Annotated in this window: 17 protein-coding genes; 10 read left to right on the top strand and 7 right to left on the bottom strand. The window is 71.3% G+C overall.

All coding sequences use genetic code 11. The features are described from left to right. Positions 1-151 precede the first annotated feature (151 nt). The 5 genes from AC0B9F_RS19535 to galU all read right to left on the bottom strand — a co-directional run bounded on the left by AC0B9F_RS19535 (position 152) and on the right by galU (position 4,140). Entirely contained in the window at positions 152-787 is a 636-nt protein-coding gene (locus AC0B9F_RS19535) for a GNAT family N-acetyltransferase (RefSeq protein WP_472004197.1), read from the bottom strand. Between the two features lie 20 nt (positions 788-807). Further along, on the bottom strand, positions 808-1,314 hold the full coding sequence (locus tag AC0B9F_RS19530) for a MogA/MoaB family molybdenum cofactor biosynthesis protein (protein ID WP_472004195.1): 507 nt from the start codon (positions 1,312-1,314) through the stop codon (positions 808-810). Further along, positions 1,311-1,823: a cyclic pyranopterin monophosphate synthase MoaC gene (moaC, locus tag AC0B9F_RS19525; protein WP_361628239.1), complete on the bottom strand. Its 513-nt coding sequence runs from the start codon at positions 1,821-1,823 to the stop codon at positions 1,311-1,313. Before moaC ends, AC0B9F_RS19530 begins: the two co-directional genes overlap by 4 nt. Before the next feature lie 86 nt (positions 1,824-1,909). Continuing rightward, entirely contained in the window at positions 1,910-3,232 is a 1,323-nt protein-coding gene (gene glp, locus AC0B9F_RS19520) for a molybdotransferase-like divisome protein Glp (RefSeq protein ID WP_472004193.1), read from the bottom strand. 5 nt (positions 3,233-3,237) lie between these two features. Next, positions 3,238-4,140: a UTP--glucose-1-phosphate uridylyltransferase GalU gene (gene galU, locus AC0B9F_RS19515; protein WP_472004191.1), complete on the bottom strand. Its 903-nt coding sequence runs from the start codon at positions 4,138-4,140 to the stop codon at positions 3,238-3,240. Positions 4,141-4,253: 113 nt separating this feature from the next. Between galU and AC0B9F_RS19510 the strand changes: the two genes are divergently transcribed. Continuing rightward, complete coding sequence (locus tag AC0B9F_RS19510) at positions 4,254-4,853, top strand: 5-formyltetrahydrofolate cyclo-ligase (protein ID WP_472004574.1); 600 nt, start codon at positions 4,254-4,256, stop codon at positions 4,851-4,853. A gap of 62 nt (positions 4,854-4,915) precedes the next feature. Here the strand turns inward: AC0B9F_RS19510 and AC0B9F_RS19505 are convergent, their stop codons facing one another. Further along, entirely contained in the window at positions 4,916-7,747 is a 2,832-nt protein-coding gene (locus tag AC0B9F_RS19505; protein ID WP_472004189.1) for a penicillin acylase family protein, read from the bottom strand. A gap of 193 nt (positions 7,748-7,940) precedes the next feature. Here AC0B9F_RS19505 and AC0B9F_RS19500 point away from each other — a divergent pair, with 193 nt between their 5' ends. From AC0B9F_RS19500 to mscL, 6 genes are all read left to right on the top strand, one after another. Beyond that, positions 7,941-9,461, top strand: coding sequence for a potassium/proton antiporter (locus AC0B9F_RS19500; RefSeq protein WP_472004572.1), 1,521 nt, complete (start codon positions 7,941-7,943; stop codon positions 9,459-9,461). 269 nt (positions 9,462-9,730) lie between these two features. After that, the gene (locus AC0B9F_RS19495) at positions 9,731-11,023 is read left to right on the top strand and encodes an MFS transporter (RefSeq protein WP_472004187.1); all 1,293 of its coding nucleotides are present in this window, start codon (positions 9,731-9,733) and stop codon (positions 11,021-11,023) included. A gap of 67 nt (positions 11,024-11,090) precedes the next feature. Continuing rightward, positions 11,091-11,420, top strand: coding sequence for an FmdB family zinc ribbon protein (locus AC0B9F_RS19490; protein WP_472004185.1), 330 nt, complete (start codon positions 11,091-11,093; stop codon positions 11,418-11,420). A gap of 89 nt (positions 11,421-11,509) precedes the next feature. Continuing rightward, positions 11,510-12,382: an S-methyl-5'-thioadenosine phosphorylase gene (locus AC0B9F_RS19485; RefSeq protein ID WP_472004183.1), complete on the top strand. Its 873-nt coding sequence runs from the start codon at positions 11,510-11,512 to the stop codon at positions 12,380-12,382. A gap of 240 nt (positions 12,383-12,622) precedes the next feature. Next, positions 12,623-13,246: a hypothetical protein gene (locus AC0B9F_RS19480; protein ID WP_472004181.1), complete on the top strand. Its 624-nt coding sequence runs from the start codon at positions 12,623-12,625 to the stop codon at positions 13,244-13,246. Between the two features lie 138 nt (positions 13,247-13,384). Further along, on the top strand, positions 13,385-13,840 hold the full coding sequence (gene mscL, locus AC0B9F_RS19475) for a large conductance mechanosensitive channel protein MscL (RefSeq protein WP_472004178.1): 456 nt from the start codon (positions 13,385-13,387) through the stop codon (positions 13,838-13,840). Between the two features lie 173 nt (positions 13,841-14,013). Here mscL and AC0B9F_RS19470 read toward each other — a convergent pair whose 3' ends face one another. Continuing rightward, positions 14,014-14,196 (bottom strand): hypothetical protein, encoded by a 183-nt coding sequence (locus AC0B9F_RS19470; protein ID WP_471186638.1) that lies wholly within the window; start codon positions 14,194-14,196, stop codon positions 14,014-14,016. 66 nt (positions 14,197-14,262) lie between these two features. Here AC0B9F_RS19470 and AC0B9F_RS19465 point away from each other — a divergent pair, with 66 nt between their 5' ends. The 3 genes from AC0B9F_RS19465 (at position 14,263) to AC0B9F_RS19455 (ending at position 18,274) form a co-directional block, all read left to right on the top strand. Beyond that, positions 14,263-15,480 (top strand): low temperature requirement protein A, encoded by a 1,218-nt coding sequence (locus AC0B9F_RS19465; protein ID WP_472004176.1) that lies wholly within the window; start codon positions 14,263-14,265, stop codon positions 15,478-15,480. Positions 15,481-15,564: 84 nt separating this feature from the next. After that, complete coding sequence (locus AC0B9F_RS19460; RefSeq protein WP_472004174.1) at positions 15,565-16,602, top strand: P1 family peptidase; 1,038 nt, start codon at positions 15,565-15,567, stop codon at positions 16,600-16,602. 454 nt (positions 16,603-17,056) lie between these two features. Then, on the top strand, positions 17,057-18,274 hold the full coding sequence (locus AC0B9F_RS19455) for a L,D-transpeptidase (protein WP_472004172.1): 1,218 nt from the start codon (positions 17,057-17,059) through the stop codon (positions 18,272-18,274). Positions 18,275-18,405: the final 131 nt, after the last annotated feature.

The following is an 18,405-nucleotide window of genomic DNA, read 5'->3' as shown; positions in this document are numbered from 1 at the left end:
GGCCATCCGCCAATTGAGCCGGTGTGTCGCACGATCTGGCTGATATTTCGAACTTTTTTTGTGACCGATGCGATCAGCGGGCCACCGCGACCCGGAATTCACCGCCCGAGACGGTCACGAGCCGATCAATTTCGAACACATATTCAATTTCCTAGCCGTGATTCCCCGGGCTGTTCTGCGAGCGGTGCGACGTGCCGTTCCGTGTCCGGGTGCGCTGCCAGCGGGCCAGCAGGCCCTCCGGCACTTCCTCGGCCGTCAGCGCGAAGACGAGATGGTCGCGCCAGGCGCCGTCGATGTGCAGATAGCGGGGCCGCAGCCCCTCCTCGCGGAATCCGAGTTTCTCCACCACCCGGCGGCTGGGCCCGTTCTCCGGGCGAATGCACACCTCGATACGGTGCAGACCCACGTTCCGGAAACAGTGGTCGACGGCGAGCGCCACGGCCGTCGGCATCACGCCACGGCCGGCCACCGACTCGTCCACCCAGTAGCCGACGTGACCCGAGCACATCGATCCCCAGGTGATCCCGGCGACCGTCAACTGCCCGACCAGCCGCCCCTGGTACTCGACGACGAACGGCAGCATCCGGCCCGCGCGCGCCTCGCGGCGCAGGTGCCGCACCATCTGCCGGTAGGTCGGCCGGTGCGCGATCGGCCCGGTCGGCGTGGGCGGCGGGATGGTCGCCTCCCACGGCCGCAGCCAGTCCCGGTTGCGCCGGTTGACCTCGCGCCAGGCGCTCTGGTCGCGCATCCTTATGGGCCGCAGGACGACATCCCCCTCGGCCAGCACCGCGGGCCAGGTCGAGCCGTTCAGCTCGCACCCCCTTGTCCGGCGCCGGGTCTGGGGTGGTCGCCGCCGCGGATCTGGTCGACGGCGTGCACCAGCAGCGGCTCCAGCACGGCCAGGCCGTCCTTCACGCCGCCCGTCGACCCCGGCAGGTTGACCATCAGGGTCCGCCCGGCGACACCGGCCAGTCCCCGCGACAGCGCCGCCGTCGCCACCTTGTCCCGGCCGAACGCGCGGATCGCCTCCGCGATGCCCGGCACCTCGTAGTCGATCACCGCACGCGTGGCCTCCGGGGTGCGGTCGGTGGGCGAGAGTCCGGTGCCGCCGGTGGTCACGACGACGTCGTAGCCGTCCTCGGCGCCGGCCCGCAGGGCGTCGCGCACCGGGTCGCCGTCGGGCACCACGCGCGGGCCGTCGACGTCGAAACCGAGGCGCTCGAGGGCATCGGTGATCAATGGCCCGCCCCGGTCCTCGTACACACCGGCGGCGGCCCGGTTGGAGGCCGTCACGACCAGGGCCCGGTAGCTCATGCCCTGCTCCAGTCGCCGGACTTGCCGCCTGTCTTGTGCTCCACCCGCACGTCCGTGATGACCGCTCCCTTGTCGACCGCCTTGACCATGTCGATCACGGTGAGCGCGGCGACGGAGACCGCGGTGAGGGCCTCCATCTCGACGCCCGTACGATCCGTCGTCTTCACTGTGGCCGAGATCTCCACGGCGTCGTCCGCGACCGACAGGTCCAGTTTCACACCGGACACCGCGAGCGGGTGGCACAGCGGGATCAGGTCGGGGGTGCGCTTGGCTCCCATGATCCCGGCGATCCGCGCGGTGGCCAGGGCGTCCCCCTTGGGGACACCCTCGCCGCGCAGCAGCTCGACCACGCGGGGCGAGACGAGGACGCGGCCGCTGGCGCGAGCCGTGCGCGCGGTCACGTCCTTCCCCGACACGTCGACCATGCGGGCGGCACCCGCGTCGTCGATGTGCGTCAGACGGTCCTGCACGGGCTGTCCGGGGGTCTCCCCCCGGTTGGGCACAGTCATGGTGGTGGCGCTCCCGGTCCGGGCCCGGCGCATTGCGGCGCGCGGGCCTGTGTTGTGCGCGACACCGTACCTCGGGCCGGGAGCACTCAGCCGAGCAGGACGACTTCGATCTCGCTGCCGGGCGCGACGGACTCGACATCCTCGGGCACCACGATCAGGGCGTTGGCCTGCGCGAGAGCCGCGATCAGATGCGATCCGGAGCCGCCCACCGGGGTGACCGTGCCGTCGGTGTGGACGCCGCGCAGGAACTGCCGGCGGCCCTTGGCGGAGGTGAGCGGCCTGTCGGCGGACAGCGTCGCCGTCGCCTTCGGCCGGTGCACGTCCTGAAGTCCCATCAGGGTGCGGATGGCGGGCCGCACGAACAGCTCGAAGGAGACGTACGACGACACCGGGTTGCCCGGCAGCGCGAGCAGCGGGGTGTGGTCGGGGCCGATCGAGCCGAAGCCCTGGGGCTTGCCGGGCTGCATGGCGAGCTTGCGGAACTCCACACCGCCGCCCGCCTCGTCCTCGTCGCCGACGTGCGACAGCGCCTCCTTGACGACGTCGTACGCCCCGACGCTCACCCCGCCCGTGGTCACCATGAGGTCGGCGCGCACCAACTGGTCCTCGATGGTGGAGCGCAGCGTCTCGGCGTCGTCGGCGACGGCGCCCACCCGGTAGGCGATGGCGCCGGCGTCGCGGGCGGCGGCGGTGAGGGCGAAGCTGTTGGAGTCGTAGATCTGACCGGGCGCCAGTTGCTCGCCGGGCTGGACCAGTTCGCTGCCGGTGGACATCACGACCACGCGGGGGCGCGGGCGGACCCGGACCGTGCCGCGGCCGATCGCGGCGAGCAGGGCGATCTGCGGCGGGCCGAGCACGGTGCCCGCCGCAAGAGCGCGGTCGCCGGCCTTGACGTCGCTGCCGGCCGCGCGTACGTGCGCGCGTGCCTTAGCGGGCCGGTACACGCGTACGTGCCCCTCGGCGCCCTCCGGGGCCAGCGCCCGCGCGCGCATGCCGGTCACGGGGCCCTCGCCGAGTCCGCCGTCGGTCCACTCCACGGGGACGACGGCCTCCGCGCCGGGCGGCAGCGGGGCGCCGGTCATGATGCGGGCGGCCTGGCCGGGGCCCACATGCAGCAGGTCGGCCTGGCCCGCCGCGACGTCCCCGACGACCTCCAGGACCGCCGGGAACTCCTCGCTCGCGCCCGCCACGTCCGCGACCCGCACCGCGTAGCCGTCCATCGAACTGTTGTCGAAGGGCGGCAGGGACAGCGGCACCGGGACGTCCTCGACCAGTACGCAGCCCTGGGCGTCGAGCAGCTGCAGCTCGATCGGCTCCAGGGGGCGCACGGTGGTGAGGATGTCCTCCAGGTGCTCGTCCACCGACCACAGGTGGTCGGGGCCCGGGGTGCGGGAGGCGGCGCTGCTCAAGGTGGCTACATCTCCTCGGTGACGTAACTGCGGAGCCAGGTCCGGAAGTCCGGGCCCAGGTCCTCACGTTCGCACGCCAGTCTGACAATGGCCCGCAGGAAGTCGCCGCGGTCGCCGGTGTCGTAGCGGCGGCCCTTGAAGACGACGCCGTGCACGGGGCCGGCGGCCTTCTCGTCCTCGGCGAGCTGCTGCAGGGCGTCGGTGAGCTGGATCTCGCCGCCGCGGCCCGGCTCGGTGGTGCGGAGTATGCCGAAGATGCCGGGGTCGAGCACGTAACGGCCGATGATCGCGTAGTTCGACGGGGCGTCGGCCGGGTCGGGCTTCTCCACCAGGCCGGTCACCTTGACGACGTCGCCGTCCTCGGTGGCCTCGACGGCGGCGCAGCCGTAGAGGTGGACCTGCTCGGGCGCGACCTCCATGAGGGCGATCACGCTGCCGCCGCGCTGCTCCTGGACCTCGATCATCCGCTGCAGCAGCGGGTCGCGCGGGTCGATCAGGTCGTCGCCGAGGAGGACGGCGAACGGCTCCTGGCCGACGTGCGGGGCGGCGCACAGCACGGCGTGGCCGAGACCCCTGGGGTCCCCCTGGCGCACGTAGTGCATGGTCGCCAGGTCGCTGGACTCCTGCACCTTCGCGAGCCGCTCCCGGTCGCCCTTCGCCGCGAGGGCGGACTCGAGCTCGTAGTTGCGGTCGAAGTGGTCCTCGAGCGGGCGCTTGTTGCGGCCCGTGATCATCAGGACGTCGTCGAGGCCCGCGGTGACGGCCTCCTCGACCACATACTGGATCGCCGGCTTGTCGACCACCGGCAGCATCTCCTTGGGCGTGGCCTTGGTGGCCGGCAGGAACCGGGTACCGAGGCCTGCCGCGGGGATGACAGCCTTGTTGATCCTGGGGTGCGACTGGGTCATGCCCGCCACCTTAACCGGTGTGCGAGGGCCCTCCCGCGACTCCCGGACATGAGCGCTCATATGAGCAGAAGAGAACGGTACGGGAGCGACAAGTGGGCGAAATCGGGCCGGGCATGGAGAGCGGCAAACGAGCCGTACGGCGGCGTTTCCTGGCGGCGAGGGACGCCCTGACCCCGGCCGATGTGACGTATGCCGCGTCCGCCCTCGCCGAACGCGCCCTGGACCTGCCGGAGCTGGCGCACGCGCGCACGGTCGCGGCGTACGTCTCCGTGGGCACCGAACCCGGCACACTCGCGCTGCTGGACACGCTGCGCGCGCGGGGCGTGCGCGTCCTGCTTCCCGCGCTGCTCGACGACAACGACCTGGACTGGGGCGAGTACACCGGCGGGGACTCCCTCACGCGCGTGCAACATGGCGGGAAGATGGCGCTGTTGGAACCCGCCGGGGAGCGGCTCGGCCCGCAGGCGGTGACCGGAGCCGACGTCGTGCTGCTGCCGGGGCTCGCGGTCGACGCGCGCGGGATGCGCCTGGGACGCGGCGGCGGGTCCTACGACCGGGTGCTCGCACGGCTGGAACGCGCCGGCGCCCGGCCGGCGCTGGTGGTGCTGCTGTACGACGCGGAGGTCGTCGCGCGCGTGCCCAAGGAGCCGCACGACCGGCCGGTGCACGCGGTGGTCACCCCGTCCGGGGTGCGCCGCTTCTTCGCGCCCTGACCCGCACACGCCGAAGGGCCCTCCACGCGCGCGTGGAGGGCCCTTCGCCTGTGCTCAGCCGGTCACGGCCTCAGCACGAGCGTGTCGCTGGTGCTCTTGTCGACCGCGTCGGGTGAGAACGACCACGGCAGCAGTTCGCCCTGGGCCCACTTGTCCGTCTGGTCGGTGTAGTGGGCGCTGTAGGCGTGGCCGGAGGCGCCGGAGAGGTTGATCCACCGCGACTTGTCGAGATTGTCGAGGTTGACCACCATCCGCATCGACGGCACCCAGACGACGCCGTAGCCGCCGGCGGCGTTCCAGCCGGTGGCGTTGACCGCCGCCTCGCCGCCGCTGAGCTTCCACGGGCCACGGTTGAGGACGTACTTGAGGATGCCGGGGCCCTCGGTGCCGAGTGTCTGGTTCTTCAGGAACAGGCGGTGCAGCCGGCCCCAGCTCCAGGTGTCGATGTCCTTGCCGAGCTTGGCGGTCAGCTCCCAGCGGGCGTCGATCATGGCCCGCTTGAACAGCTCGTCGCGGTTGTGCGCCGCGGGGCGCGTGCCCGACCTCGGCGTCTTCCACCAGTCGCTGTCCGGCTTGTCCATCAGGGTGCGCACGACCTCGAACCAGCGGTCGCCGCCGTCGGGCTGCGCCTGGTCGGCGTCGCGCTGACCGCACTCGCGCACCTTGTCGGTGTCGTCGACCGGGCCGGTGGTGTTGACCGGGTCGACCCACAGGCACTGGCCCTCGACCCGCAGCTCCTTGGGCAGCTTGTTGCCGAAGGCCAGCTTCAGGATGTTGCGCCACACGGAGTTGAAGTACGCGGCGGCCGCCGAGTCGGCGTCCTGGGTGTAGTCCCAGCCCTCCAGCAATTCCTGCGCCTGGCGGACGTCCTTGTCGCCGACGTCGATCTTCAGCAGCGCCGGCACGAGCAGCTTGGCGATCTCGCTGCTGTTGTCGAGCTGCATCTGGCGCATGTCGTCGGTGGAGATCTTGCCGCCGCCCTTGATCTTGGACTCGATCAGGTCGGCGATGCGCTGGCTGCGGGTGCCGTAGCCCCAGTCGGTGGTCAGCGTGTAGGGGTACTTGTCCGCGTCGACCACGGCCTGGTTGGCGGTGACGACGTAGCCGCGCTCGGGGTTGTACTCGTAGGGCAGCTTGTCGAAGTCGATGTAGCCGGTCCAGCGGTACTTCGGGTCCCAGCCCGGGGACGGGAGCGAGCCGTCGCCCTTGCCGCGCGTGGGGATCTTGCCGGGGAGCTGGTAGCCGATGTTGCCCTTGGCGCCCTTGCTGTCGGCATAGACCAGGTTCTGTGACGGCACGTCGAACAGCTTCGCCGCGTCACGGAAGTCGTTCCAGCCCGTCGACCGGTCCATCGCGAAGACGGCGTCCATGGAGGTGCCGGGCTGCAGCGCGGTCCACTTCAGGGCGATGGCGTAACCGTCGCCGCGGTCGGGCGCCGCGGTGTCGACGGTGGCCTTCTTGCCGACCTTGACCAGTTCGTCGTCGCGGTCGGACAGCAGGGGCATGCCGTCCTGGGTCTGCCGGACGACGATCTTCTTGGTCTCGCCGCCGGCGACCTTGATGGTCTCCTCGCGCGTGGCGAACGGCCTGACCTTACCGCCGTACAGGTAGCCGTCGCCGGTGACCTTCTCCAGGTACAGGTCGCTGACGTCGACGCCGGAGTTGGTCATGCCCCAGGCGATGTCCTTGTTGTGGCCGATGACCACGCCGGGCATGCCGGCGAAGGTGTAGCCGGTGACGTCGTACTGGCAGGCGCTGGAGACGCTGCGGCAGTGCAGGCCCATCTGGTACCAGACGGACGGCAGCGAGGCCGACAGGTGCGGGTCGTTGGCGAGCAGCGGCTTGCCGGTGATGGTGTGGTCGCCGGAGACGACCCAGGAGTTGGAGCCGATGCCGTTGCCGTTGACGCCGACGGCCGTGGGGACGTCGTCCAGGACCTTGTACAGGCCCGTGAGCTGGCTCTGCAGGCCGGCGCCGGAGGAGGTGCCGGTGCCCGTTCCGGTGCCGGCGCCCGTTCCGGTGCCGGCGCCGCTCCCCGAGCCGCTTGCGGTGCCGTTCAGCGAGGACCCGGAGCCGCCCGTGGCGCTGCCGCTGCCGCTGCTTTTCCCCTGCTCGAAGGAGTGGGTCAGCTCGTCGTACCCGCCCTCCTGGACGATCGCCTTGTTGCGGTCGTAGGGGTACTGCGGGTAGAGGTCGGCGATCTGCTGGGGGCCGAGGCGGCTGGTCATCAGGGCGCGGTCGATCTCGTCCTGCATGTTGCCGCGCAGGTCCCAGGCCATCGCCTTCAGCCACGCCACGGAGTCGACCGGCGTCCACTGGGCGGGCTTGTAGTCGTTGCTGAAGCCCAGCGCCGCGTACTCCAGGGAGATGTCCTTGCCGTCCTTGCCGGCCAGGTAGGCGTTGACGCCCTTGGCGTACGCCTGGAGGTACTTCTTCGTCGAGGCGGACAGCTTGGTGTCGTACTCCTGCTGGGCGACGCGGTCCCAGCCCAGGGTGCGCAGGAAGGCGTCGTTGTCGACCTGGCTCTTGCCGAACATCTCCGACAGGCGCCCGGAGGTCATGTGCCGGCGCACGTCCATCTCGTAGAACCGGTCCTGCGCCTGGACGAAGCCCTGTGCCATGAACAGGTCCGCGTCGGAGGAGGCGTAGATCTGCGGGATGCCGTAGCCGTCGCGCTTGACGTCGACGGGGCCCGACAGGCCCTGCAGCGTGATCGATCCCTTGGTCTGCGGCAGGGACGCCCGGACGGTGCTGACGGACCAGTACCCGCCCCAGCCGATGCCGCCGATGACCGCCAGCACCAGGACGAGCACGATAAGACGGGCTTTGCGCCCCTTCTTCCTGCCGGACTTGCCGGGCTTGTCACCCGTTGTGGCGGTGGTGTTCGGGGGCATCGCTGTCCTTGCTGTCCTAACGCGAGCGGCAGGTTCGGCTGTGCTTTTAACTGAGCGCTGGAGCAACCATAGGCGCAGGGCCCGATGGCACTTGACGCGGAGGCGGCAACCAGCCGGGGCGGACGATCGATCTTGCCCCGACGAGCGTCAAGAAATCGTCAAGAGTTAGGTAAGGTAACGAAGTAATCAGAAGATCGCAGGAAGGAAACGGCCGCTGACTGTCCACCACCTCAACCAGCTCCTGCTCGTCTGCTCGCTCGTCCTGCTCGTCGCCGTGGCGGCAGTCCGGATCTCCTCGCGCAGCGGACTGCCCAGCCTGCTCGTCTACCTGGGCATCGGCATCCTCATGGGCCAGGACGGCATCGGGCACATCCACTTCAACAGCGCCGCGATGACCCAGGTCATCGGGTACGCCGCCCTGGTCGTGATCCTGGCCGAGGGCGGACTCGGCACGAAGTGGAAGGAGATCAAACCCGTCCTGCCGGCCGCCTCCGCGCTGGCGCTGGCCGGGGTCGCGGTGAGCGTGGGCGTGACGGCGGCGGGCGCGCACTACCTCGTCGGCCTGGAATGGCGGCAGGCACTGATCATCGGTGCGGTGGTGTCCTCGACCGACGCGGCGGCGGTCTTCTCCGTCCTGCGCCGGATCCCGCTGCCCGCGCGCGTGACGGGCATGCTGGAGGCGGAGTCCGGATTCAACGACGCCCCCGTCGTCATCCTGGTCGTCGCCTTCTCCACGGCCGGCCCGGTCGAGCACTGGTACGTCCTGGTCGGCGAGATAGCCCTCGAACTGGCCATCGGCGCGGCCGTCGGACTGGCGGTCGGCTGGATCGGCTCCTGGGGCCTCAGGCACGTCGCCCTGCCCGCCTCCGGCCTGTACCCGATCGCCGTCATGGCCATCGCGGTCTCCGCGTACGCCGCGGGCGCCCTGGCCCACGGCAGCGGATTCCTCGCCGTCTACCTCGCCTCGATGCTGCTGGGCAACGCCAAGCTGCCGCACTGGCCCGCCACCCGGGGCTTCGCCGAAGGGCTCGGCTGGATCGCGCAGATCGGCATGTTCGTCCTGCTCGGTCTCCTGGTCACCCCGCACGAGCTGGGCGACGACGTGTGGCCCGCCCTGATCATCGGGCTGGTGCTGACCATGCTGGCCCGCCCCCTGAGCGTCCTGCTGTGCCTCACACCGTTCCGGGTGCCCTGGCGGGAACAGACGCTGATGTCGTGGGCGGGGCTGCGCGGCGCCGTGCCCATCATCCTGGCGACCATCCCGATGGTGAACGGCGTCACCGGCAGCCGCCGCGTCTTCAACATCGTGTTCGTCCTGGTCGTCGTCTACACCCTGCTCCAGGGCCCGACCCTGCCCTGGCTCGCCCGGCTGCTGCGCCTCGGCGACGACACGGAGACCGCCGACCTCGGCATCGAGTCGGCGCCGCTGGAGCGGCTGCGCGGCCACCTGCTGTCCGTGGACATCCCCGCGGGCTCCAGGATGCACGGCGTCGAGGTCAACGAGCTGCGCCTGCCGCCGGGCGCCGCGGTCACCCTCGTGGTGCGCGAGGGAACGTCCTTCGTGCCGCTGCCCACGACCGTGCTGCGGCGCGGCGACGAACTGCTCGTCGTCACCACCGACCCGGTGCGCGACGCGGCCGAGCGCCGGCTGCGCGCGGTCGCCCACGGCGGCAAGCTGGCCGACTGGCTGGGGACCGGCGACGACAAGCGGTGACGCGCCCAAGCCGAGAACTCGGCAATCGCAGGCTGAGGTGCTGACGGTGCTCGTTTTCACAGGGACATCTGGCGGAAACCCTGTACGATAAAGGCGCACCCCTGATCGAACCAACTCTGCCTGACGCAGAGCTGGCGCGACCGTATGGCGGCCGTGCAGCCCCTCACCGTGGGGCCCGGCATCTACCGCAGTCCGCGCAAGAGGACAGCTCTCGGCGCACGGCCCCTTACAAGGCGGCCGCGCTACCAGGCGGCAGAAAGGCACGGGCCGTGGCGTCCACGGTCACCTCGGAGAAGAAGAAGGCGGCTACTGCCGCCCGCCCGGGCTACGGGCAGCTGCTGCGCACCCGCGGCGCCTGGACCTTCCTGCTCCCCGGCTTCGCGGCACGCCAGCCGTTCGCGATGCTGACCCTCTCCATCGTGCTGCTCGTGCAGCACACCACCGGCTCCTACGGCGCGGCCGGCGCCGCGGCCGCCGTCACCGGCGTGTCGATGGCCCTGTTCGCGCCCTACAGCGGCCGCCTCGCCGACCGCCTGGGCCAGCGCGCCGTCCTGCTGCCCGGTGTGATCGTGCACTCCCTGTCCGGTCTCACCTTCACCGCGCTCGCTCTCGCGCACGCCCCCCTGTGGGCGCTGTTCGTGGCGGCCGTGCCGACGGGTGCCTCGGTGCCGCAGGTCGGCCCCATGGTGCGGGCCCGCTGGGGTGTGAAGCTCAAGGGCTCCCCCCTGATGAGCACCGCCGCCGCCTTCGAGTCCGTCACCGACGAGCTGACCTTCGTGGTCGGCCCGCTGCTGGCGACCGCGCTGTGCACCGCGGTGGCGCCCGCCGCCGGTCTGGTGACGGAGGCCGCGCTGACCCTGGTCGGCGGTCTGCTGTTCGCCGCGCAGAAGAGCACCCAGCCGCAGGTCCACGCCGGCGGCGAGCACACGCGCGTGCAGCACGTGCCCGCCCTGCGCGTGCCCGGCGTGCGCGTGCTGATCGTGACGTTCCTGGGCATCGGTTCCGTCTTCGGCGGCATGCAGGTGTCGCTGGCCGCCTTCACCGAGTCGATCGGCGAGCCCGGCCTGAACGGCGTGCTCTACGGCGTCTTCGCCGCGGGCAACATGATCTCCGGCGTCGTCTGCGGCGCCATCGCCTGGAAGGTCGCCCCGCAGCGCCGCCTCGTCATCGGCTACACCGCCCTCGCGCTCACCGCGTCCGCGCTGTGGACCGCGCACTCGGCGCTGCTGCTCGCCGGCCTCGGGCTGCTCGTCGGCATGTGCATCGCGCCCGCCCTGATCACCGGCTACACCCTCGTCGAGAGCCTGGTCCCGGCCGGGGCGCGCACCGAGGCCTTCACCTGGCTGACCGGCGCGGTCGCCCTCGGCCAGGCCGCGGCCGTGACGGTCGCCGGGCAGCTGGAGGACCACTTCTGGGGCGGCGCCGGGTTCCTGGTGCCGATGGGCGGCACGGTGCTGGCCCTGGTGACCCTGCTGGCGCTGCGCTCGCGGCTGGCGGCGCCTGCCCGGGGCCGTACCGTCGCACGTGGCGTGGGTCACCGCGTGCCGGTGACAGTGGACTGACGCACGGGAATACGTCACTATGGTTTGTCGTTAGCACTCATCGAGTGAGAGTGCCAGGAGGAAGACAGTGCCCACCTACCAGTACCAGTGCACCGAGTGCGGCGAGGGCCTCGAGGCGGTGCAGAAGTTCACCGATGACGCCCTGACCGAGTGCCCCAACTGCCAGGGCCGCCTCAAGAAGGTGTTCTCCGCGGTCGGCATCGTCTTCAAGGGCTCCGGCTTCTACCGCAACGACAGCCGCGGCTCCTCCTCGAGCAGCGCGCCGGCGTCGTCGAAGTCGTCGGCCTCTTCGACTTCGACGTCGACTTCCACGTCGTCGTCCTCCTCGTCCTCCTCGGACGCGGGCTCCTCGTCGAGCTCCAGCGGCTCCTCGAGCAGCAGCACCACCGCTGCCTGAGGCCCACTCCTCCACCGCTTTCCCGCAGGACCCCGCCGTCGGCCGACGGCGGGGTCCTCGGCGTGTGCGCCGCCGGTTAGGGTGCGGGCATGGCGAACAAGGCGAGGGCAGGGACCGGCGTGGCGAGTGCGACGCATGCAGAGATCGGCGTGATCGGCGGCTCCGGTTTCTACTCCTTCCTGGACGACGTGACCGAGGTCGAGGTCGACACCCCCTACGGTCCGCCCAGCGACTCCCTCTTCCTCGGGGAGATCGCCGGCCGCCGGGTCGCGTTCCTGCCCCGGCACGGGCGCGGACACCACCTGCCGCCCCATCGCATCAACTACCGCGCCAACCTGTGGGCGCTGCGCTCGGCCGGCGTGCGCCAGGTCCTCGGGCCGTGCGCGGTGGGCGGCCTGCGCCCCGAGTACGGGCCGGGCACGCTGCTGGTGCCCGATCAGCTCGTGGACCGTACGAAGTCCCGGGTCAACTCCTACTTCGACGGGTTGCCGCTGCCCGACGGCACCGTCCCGAACGTCGTGCACGTGTCCCTGGCCGATCCGTACTGCCCCGTCGGGCGCGCGGTCGCGCTGAAGGCGGCGCGGGGCCGCGACTGGGAGCCGGTGGACGGCGGGACGCTCGTCGTCGTCGAGGGGCCGCGCTTCTCGACGCGTGCCGAGTCGTTGTGGCACCAGGCGCAGGGCTGGTCGGTGGTCGGCATGACCGGCCACCCGGAGGCGGCCCTCGCCCGTGAGCTGGAGCTCTGCTACACCTCCCTCACCCTGGTCACCGACCTGGACGCCGGCGCCGAGACCGGCGAGGGCGTCTCCCACGACGAGGTCCTGCGGGTGTTCGCCGCCAACGTGGACCGGATGCGGGGGGTCCTCTTCGACGCGGTGGCGGCGCTGCCGGCGAACGAGGAGCGGGAGTGTCTGTGCACGTCGGCGCTCGGGGGGATGGATCCGGGGTTCCTGCTGCCTTGACTGGCTTGACGGGGGGCGGGAGCGGGTCTGGGGGCGGGAGCGGGTCCAGGGGGTGGGGGCGGGTCTGGGGGCGGCGGCGGGTCTAGGGGCGGCGGGCCTTCGGGTTCGGGGGGCGGAACGTCTCGTTCGGGTGAGCGGGTTTTCCACAACCGGTCGGTGGTCCACCGGCGTCGGCGCGCTTCGGCCGGAGGCCTCATCGTGGGGTCGTCAGCCGAACTTCTCGCCGCAGGTGGTGGTCCCGTGTCCGTCCTCTCCGCTCCGTCTCCCGCTGTTCCGCGTCCGCCCGGCGACGATGTGCCGCCCACGTGCGAGGTGCCGCACTTCGCACCGGTGCGGGTGCGTGGAGTGCGTCACCTGGCGCACCGGCTCGCCCGGCACCGCAGGCGGGCCGTCGCCGCCGGTCTCGCCGTCACCGCGGCCGCGCTGGTGGCGGCGGGGCCCCGGGAGACCACCGGGCCCGACCGGGTCCGCGGGCATCCGCCGGGACGGCCGTCCGCCGCCCAGCCGGTCCCGCCCGCGGGAGTTTCCCCTTCAGCGCCGGGCCGCGCGGCCGGCGGGACGGTGGCGGCACCGGTGCGAATTGCCGACGCCGGCACCGTGCGCCTGCTGCGGCCCGGCGACCGGGTGGACGTCATCGCCGCCGAGGACGGTACGGGCGGCGGAGGCGGTACCGGCGACGGCGGAGGTACGGGCGGCCGCGGTGCGTGGGTCGTGGCCCGCGGTGCGCGCGTGGCCCGGCTGCCGGAGGTCACGGACGACGTCACCGGCGGCGGCGCCCTCGTCGTGCTGTCGGTCCCGCGGGCCACGGCGGCGCGTCTCGTCGGGGCGAGCGCGACGGCACGGCTGGCGGTGACGGTGGGATGAGCCGGGTGGTGCGGCGCCTGTGCGACCGTTTGTCAAGTAGCACGATCGAGTTACCGGATTGGACATGCCTCCCTTGGCCTGCCGTAGGTTGCGGAGCGGTTTACTCCACATGCCGTACGGACGAGGAAAGGCCCCGAGGTGAGCGAGAAGAAGGTACCCGGCGTCCTGGAAGGCTTCAAAGCCTTCCTGATGCGCGGGAACGTCGTCGATCTGGCAGTAGCGGTGGTCATCGGCGCCGCCTTCACCAACATCGTGAACTCGGTGGTGAAGGGCGTGATCAACCCGGTGGTCGGGGCGATCGGCACACAGAGCCTGGACAACTACAGCTCCTGCCTGACCGCGAACTGCACGAAGGTCGAGGGAATCCGCATCATGTGGGGCTCCGTCCTCGGCGCCACGCTGAACTTCCTGATCACCGCCGCGGTGGTCTACTTCCTGATGCTCCTGCCGATGGCGAAGTACCTGGCCCGCCAGGCCGACCGCAAGGCAGCCCGGGAGGGCACGAAGGAGATCGTCGAGGTCAGCGAGCTGGAAGTGCTCAAGGAGATCCGCGACACGCTGGTCACCCAGCGGACCGCCGGGCGCGGCCAGTAGAAGCGGCGGGGGCGCGCGGCGCGCGGCGGACCCGATCGCCGGGCCGGGCCGGGCCGAGCGGCTGGGCGTGGGCCGGCCCGGGTGGCCTCTGGCTGCGGGGCGTCGGACTGCGGGGCGTGGGGCTGCGGGGCGGGCGGGCTCGGCTGTCGGGTCCGCCCGGGGCGCCGCGTGGGTCAGATGTGGTGGGGCGGCTTCTCGTCCAGGAAGCGCTTCAGGTCGGCCGCGCTGTCGCCGGTCGTCGCCGGACGCTCGCCCCACCCTCCGTCGGTGTCGTCCGAGGACTGCAGCTCGAGCGGGTCGTCGAAGACCAGCGCGGCCTTCGGGTCGCGCGGCTCAGGGGCGGAAGCAGTGCTCATGCCCCCAGGTTACGCCGCGGCATCGGCCCGAAGATTTTCGGCCGGTTATCTGGTGTGCTGGGTCACATGACGCCGAGTTCCAGCCAGTCCCCCGCGCCCTCCGACGCACCCGCCCGACACCGGCCCCTGCGCAGGCTCACCGCTCGCGGGCGCGACGAGGCCCATCGTGTGGCCTCGCCGCTGGAACTCCTCTTCGACCTGTGCTTCGTCGTGGCGATCGCGCAGGCCGGCGTCCAGCTGGTGCACTTCCTCGCCGACGGGCACGCCGGTCAGGGCATCCTCAACTACGCGATGGTCTTCTTCGCCATCTGGTGGGCCTGGATGAACTTCTCCTGGTTCGCCTCCGCGTACGACAACGACGACGTGCTGTACCGGGTCGTCACCCTCGTGCAGATCGCCGGTGTCCTGGTGCTCGCCGCAGGCGTGTCGCGGGCCTTCGACGACCACGACTTCCTCATCGTCTGGCTCGGCTATGTGATCATGCGGCTGGCCATGGTCGCGCAGTGGCTGCGCGCCGCGAGATCGGCCGAGGGCGCCGAGCGGACCGCGGCGGTGCGGTACGCCTTCGGGGTGCTGCTCTGCCAGGTCGGCTGGGTCGGGCTGATCGTGCTGCCGGAGCCCGCGCGGCCCTGGGTGTTCCTGGTGATGGTGCTCGCCGAGCTGTCGGTGCCGCTGATCGCGGAGAGGTCCTTCACCACGGCCTGGCATCCGCACCACATCTCCGAACGCTACGGACTGTTCACGATCATCGTGCTCGGCGAGACGATCGCCGCGGCCACGGTCGCGGTCAAGTCGGCCGTGGACGAGCACGACGCCCTCGGTGAGCTGCTGCCGATCGCGGCGGGCGGGCTGCTGATGGTGTTCGCCGCGTGGTGGATCTACTTCGTCGTGCCGATCCACGGGCACCTGCGCTCCAGCCGTCAGGCGTTCGTGTGGGGCTACGGGCACTACCTGATCTTCGCCTCGGCGGCGGCGATCGGCGCGGGGCTGGAGGTGGCCGTCGAGCAGGCGGTCGGCTCCGCGCACATCTCCGCGACGGCCGCGTCGGCGGCGGCGACGCTGCCGACGGCGCTGTATCTGCTGACCGTGTGGGCGCTGCACGCCCGTCACTTCAAGGTGGGCATCGGGCAGCAGCTCGTGCTGCCCGTCACCGCGCTGCTCGTGATCTGCTGCACGTTCCTCGGCGAGTGGGCGGTGCTCGCGGCGGGCCTCGTCTGCGGGGTGGCGGTGGCGGCGGGGGTGACACTGACGGCCCGGGCACGCTCCGCGCACGGGGCGGGGTGACGCGGGGCCGGGTGGTGGGGGGCGGGGTGGTCGGGGCTTGTGGTTCGGGGCTGAGTGGCGCGGTGCCGGGTCACACTGGGGCGTATGACAGTTGACGCTCTGACGGATGTCATCGGGATGCGGGTCGGGCATGCGACGCGGCGCGGTGACGGGTGGCTGACCGGGACCACCGTCGTGCTCGCTCCCGAAGGCGGCTCCGTGGCCGCCGTGGACGTGCGCGGCGGCGGGCCGGGGACGAAGGAGACCGACGCCCTCGATCCGCGCAACCTCGTGCAGAAGGTCGAGGCCGTGGTGCTCACCGGGGGCAGCGCGTACGGGCTCGACGCGGCGTCCGGGGTGATGGCGTGGCTGGAGGAGCGCGGCCGGGGGGTGCGGGTGGGGCCGGATCCCACGCATGTCGTGCCCGTGGTGCCGGCGGCTTGCGTCTTCGACCTCGGTCGCGGGGGCGACTTCCGGGCGCGGCCGGACGCGGCGATGGGGCGGGCCGCGGTGGAGGCGGCGGCGGGCAGCGCGGTCGGGGCGGCTGTCGCGGAGGGGTGCGTCGGGGCCGGGACGGGGGCGGCCGTGGGGTTGCTGAAGGGCGGGGTCGGGACGGCGAGCGTGGTGCTCGACTCCGGGATCACGGTGGCGGCGTTGGTGGTGGCCAACGCGGCGGGATCGGTGGTGGATCCGGCGACGGGGGTGCTGTACGGGGAGATGTACGGCGAGCTGTACGGGGGGCGGCGGCCGGCGTATCCGCCGGCGGAGGTAGTCGAGGCGGCGCGGGTGCGGTGGCGGGAGCTGGAGGCTCGGCGGGCGGCTCCGCCGATGAACACGACGCTGGTCGTGGTCGCGACGGACGCGGTGCTGTCGAAGGCGCAGGCGCAGAAGTTGGCGGGTACGGCGCATGACGGGATCGCTCGGGCTGTGCGGCCGGTGCATCTGCTGAACGACGGGGACAGTGTGTTCGCGTTGGCTACGGGAGAGCGGGAGTTGTCTTCGGGGGGTGGGGGTCCGTTGGCCTTGAACGAACTGCTTGCGGCGGGGGCGGATGTGGTGACGCGGGCGATTGTGCGGGGGGTGCGGGCGGCGGCTTCTGTCGGTGAGTGGCCGTCGTATGAGGAGCTCTTTGGAGGGGTGTGAGTATCGCCTGCGGCGCTGGGTCGTGTTTCGGGTGCGGGTGCGTGGTGGCTGGTCGCGCCCACGCGGCGGAGCCGCATATCGACACAGCCCCGCGCCCCTTATATGCCTGCGGCGGCCCGTTGCTGTCCGGTGGCCGGTTGCGGTAGCGCCTGCGGCCGGTTTCTGAGTCGGGGCCGGGGTGGGGGGTGTCCGTCCTCGGTCCGGCCGCCCGTCCCCGACGACGGCACCCTTGCCCGGTGCCGGCCGCTGCGGGCGGACACCCCCCACCCCGTCCCCTCCCCGCCGTCGGCGGGTGCGGGGACGTCGTGGCGGAGCCCGCGTGGCGTCGGTTGTGGTCCAACCGGCCTCGCTGCGGTGGGGGATTGTCGCAGTTCTGTCACGTGGGAACCGGAGTAGTCGTTTGATCGCTCCTTCTTCACGTCTTGGAATGATCGATGAAAACTGGGAGCAGCCCGTGACAACGCCGAACACAGCAGCGCGGCGCGTACTGGGGGCCTGTGCCGCCCTGATGGTCGGCGCCCTGACCCTCACCGCGTGCGGCGGGAACGCCAACGCCAGCAACGACGACAAGAACGGCGGCGGTGACACCAAGGCCTCCGTCGCGAAGATCGCCATCTCGGCCAAGGACGGTTCGTCCGGCGCCTCGATCAACAGCACCGGAGTGAAGGTCAGCGACGGCAGGCTGACGGACGTGAAGATGACGGTGGCCGGCACCGGGCAGACCGTGGCCGGGGAGATATCCGCCGACGGCAGCACCTGGAAGCCCAAGGAGCAGCTGGAGCGCGGGACCAAGTACCAGATCTCCGCTACGGCGAAGGACTCCGGTGGCCGTACGGCGGCCGCGAACGCCATCTTCACCACCGTCTCGTCGTCGAACAGCTTCATCGGGACGTACACGCCGGACAACGGCGCGACCGTCGGCGTCGGGATGCCCGTGTCGTTCACCTTCGACAAGGAGATCAGCGACAAGAAGGCCGTGCAGTCGCACATCTCGGTCACCTCCAGCAGCGGTCAGCAGGTGGTCGGGCACTGGTTCGGGGCGCAGCGGCTCGACTTCCGGCCCCAGGACTACTGGAAGGCCGGGTCCAAGGTCACGATGAAGATCGACCTGGACGGTGTCGAGGGCGCCAACGGGGTCTTCGGTGTGCAGAGGAAGACCGTGACGTTCACGGTGGGGCGTTCGCAGGTCTCCACCGTGGACGTGAACACGCAGACCATGACGGTCGTGCGGGACGGCCGGACCGTGAAGACGATCCCGATCTCGTCGGGAAGCCCGCAGCACACCACGTACAACGGCGCGATGGTGATCTCCGAGAAGTTCACCCAGACCCGTATGAACAGCCAGACGGTCGGTCTGGGCGGCGAGTACGACATCCCGGACGTGCCGCACGCGATGCGGCTGACGCAGTCGGGGACGTTCATCCACGGCAACTACTGGTACAGCAAGGGCAACCCGCCCTTCGGCAGCCAGGGGACCAGCCACGGCTGTGTCGGTCTGGCCGACGAGCGGGGCGCGCAGGGGGACACTCCGGCGAAGTGGTTCTACGACCAGTCGCTGATCGGTGACGTGGTGATCGTCAAGAACTCGCCGGACAAGACCGTCTCCCCCGACAACGGGCTCAACGGCTGGAACATGGGCTGGAGCGAGTGGGTCGCCGGGAGCGCCGCGTGACGCGTCAAACCGCCTGTTGACAGAGGGTGCTGACGGATCGTCGGGCCGCGTGGGAACTTCCCGCGCGGCCCGTGCGTTTTCCGGGCACATGTTTTCTCGGTTCCCGGACACGATGTCCGGCCGAGGGGCTA

Source organism: Streptomyces sp. NPDC097129, from assembly GCF_055668065.1.
Note: the sequence above shows the minus strand (reverse complement) of the source record. Positions and strands in the feature narration are given on the sequence as shown.

Excerpts from the sequence above, each read along its gene's own strand:
- AC0B9F_RS19505 (WP_472004189.1), bottom strand. The coding sequence starts at position 7,747 with ATGCCCCCGAACACCACCGCCACAACGGGTGACAAGCCCGGCAAGTCC.
- AC0B9F_RS19485 (WP_472004183.1), top strand. The coding sequence starts at position 11,510 with ATGGCGAACAAGGCGAGGGCAGGGACCGGCGTGGCGAGTGCGACGCAT.
- galU (WP_472004191.1), bottom strand. The coding sequence starts at position 4,140 with ATGACCCAGTCGCACCCCAGGATCAACAAGGCTGTCATCCCCGCGGCA.
- AC0B9F_RS19510 (WP_472004574.1), top strand. The coding sequence starts at position 4,254 with ATGGAGAGCGGCAAACGAGCCGTACGGCGGCGTTTCCTGGCGGCGAGG.
- moaC (WP_361628239.1), bottom strand. The coding sequence starts at position 1,823 with ATGACTGTGCCCAACCGGGGGGAGACCCCCGGACAGCCCGTGCAGGAC.
- AC0B9F_RS19470 (WP_471186638.1), bottom strand. The coding sequence starts at position 14,196 with ATGAGCACTGCTTCCGCCCCTGAGCCGCGCGACCCGAAGGCCGCGCTG.
- AC0B9F_RS19530 (WP_472004195.1), bottom strand. The coding sequence starts at position 1,314 with ATGAGCTACCGGGCCCTGGTCGTGACGGCCTCCAACCGGGCCGCCGCC.
- AC0B9F_RS19465 (WP_472004176.1), top strand. The coding sequence starts at position 14,263 with ATGACGCCGAGTTCCAGCCAGTCCCCCGCGCCCTCCGACGCACCCGCC.
- AC0B9F_RS19460 (WP_472004174.1), top strand. The coding sequence starts at position 15,565 with ATGACAGTTGACGCTCTGACGGATGTCATCGGGATGCGGGTCGGGCAT.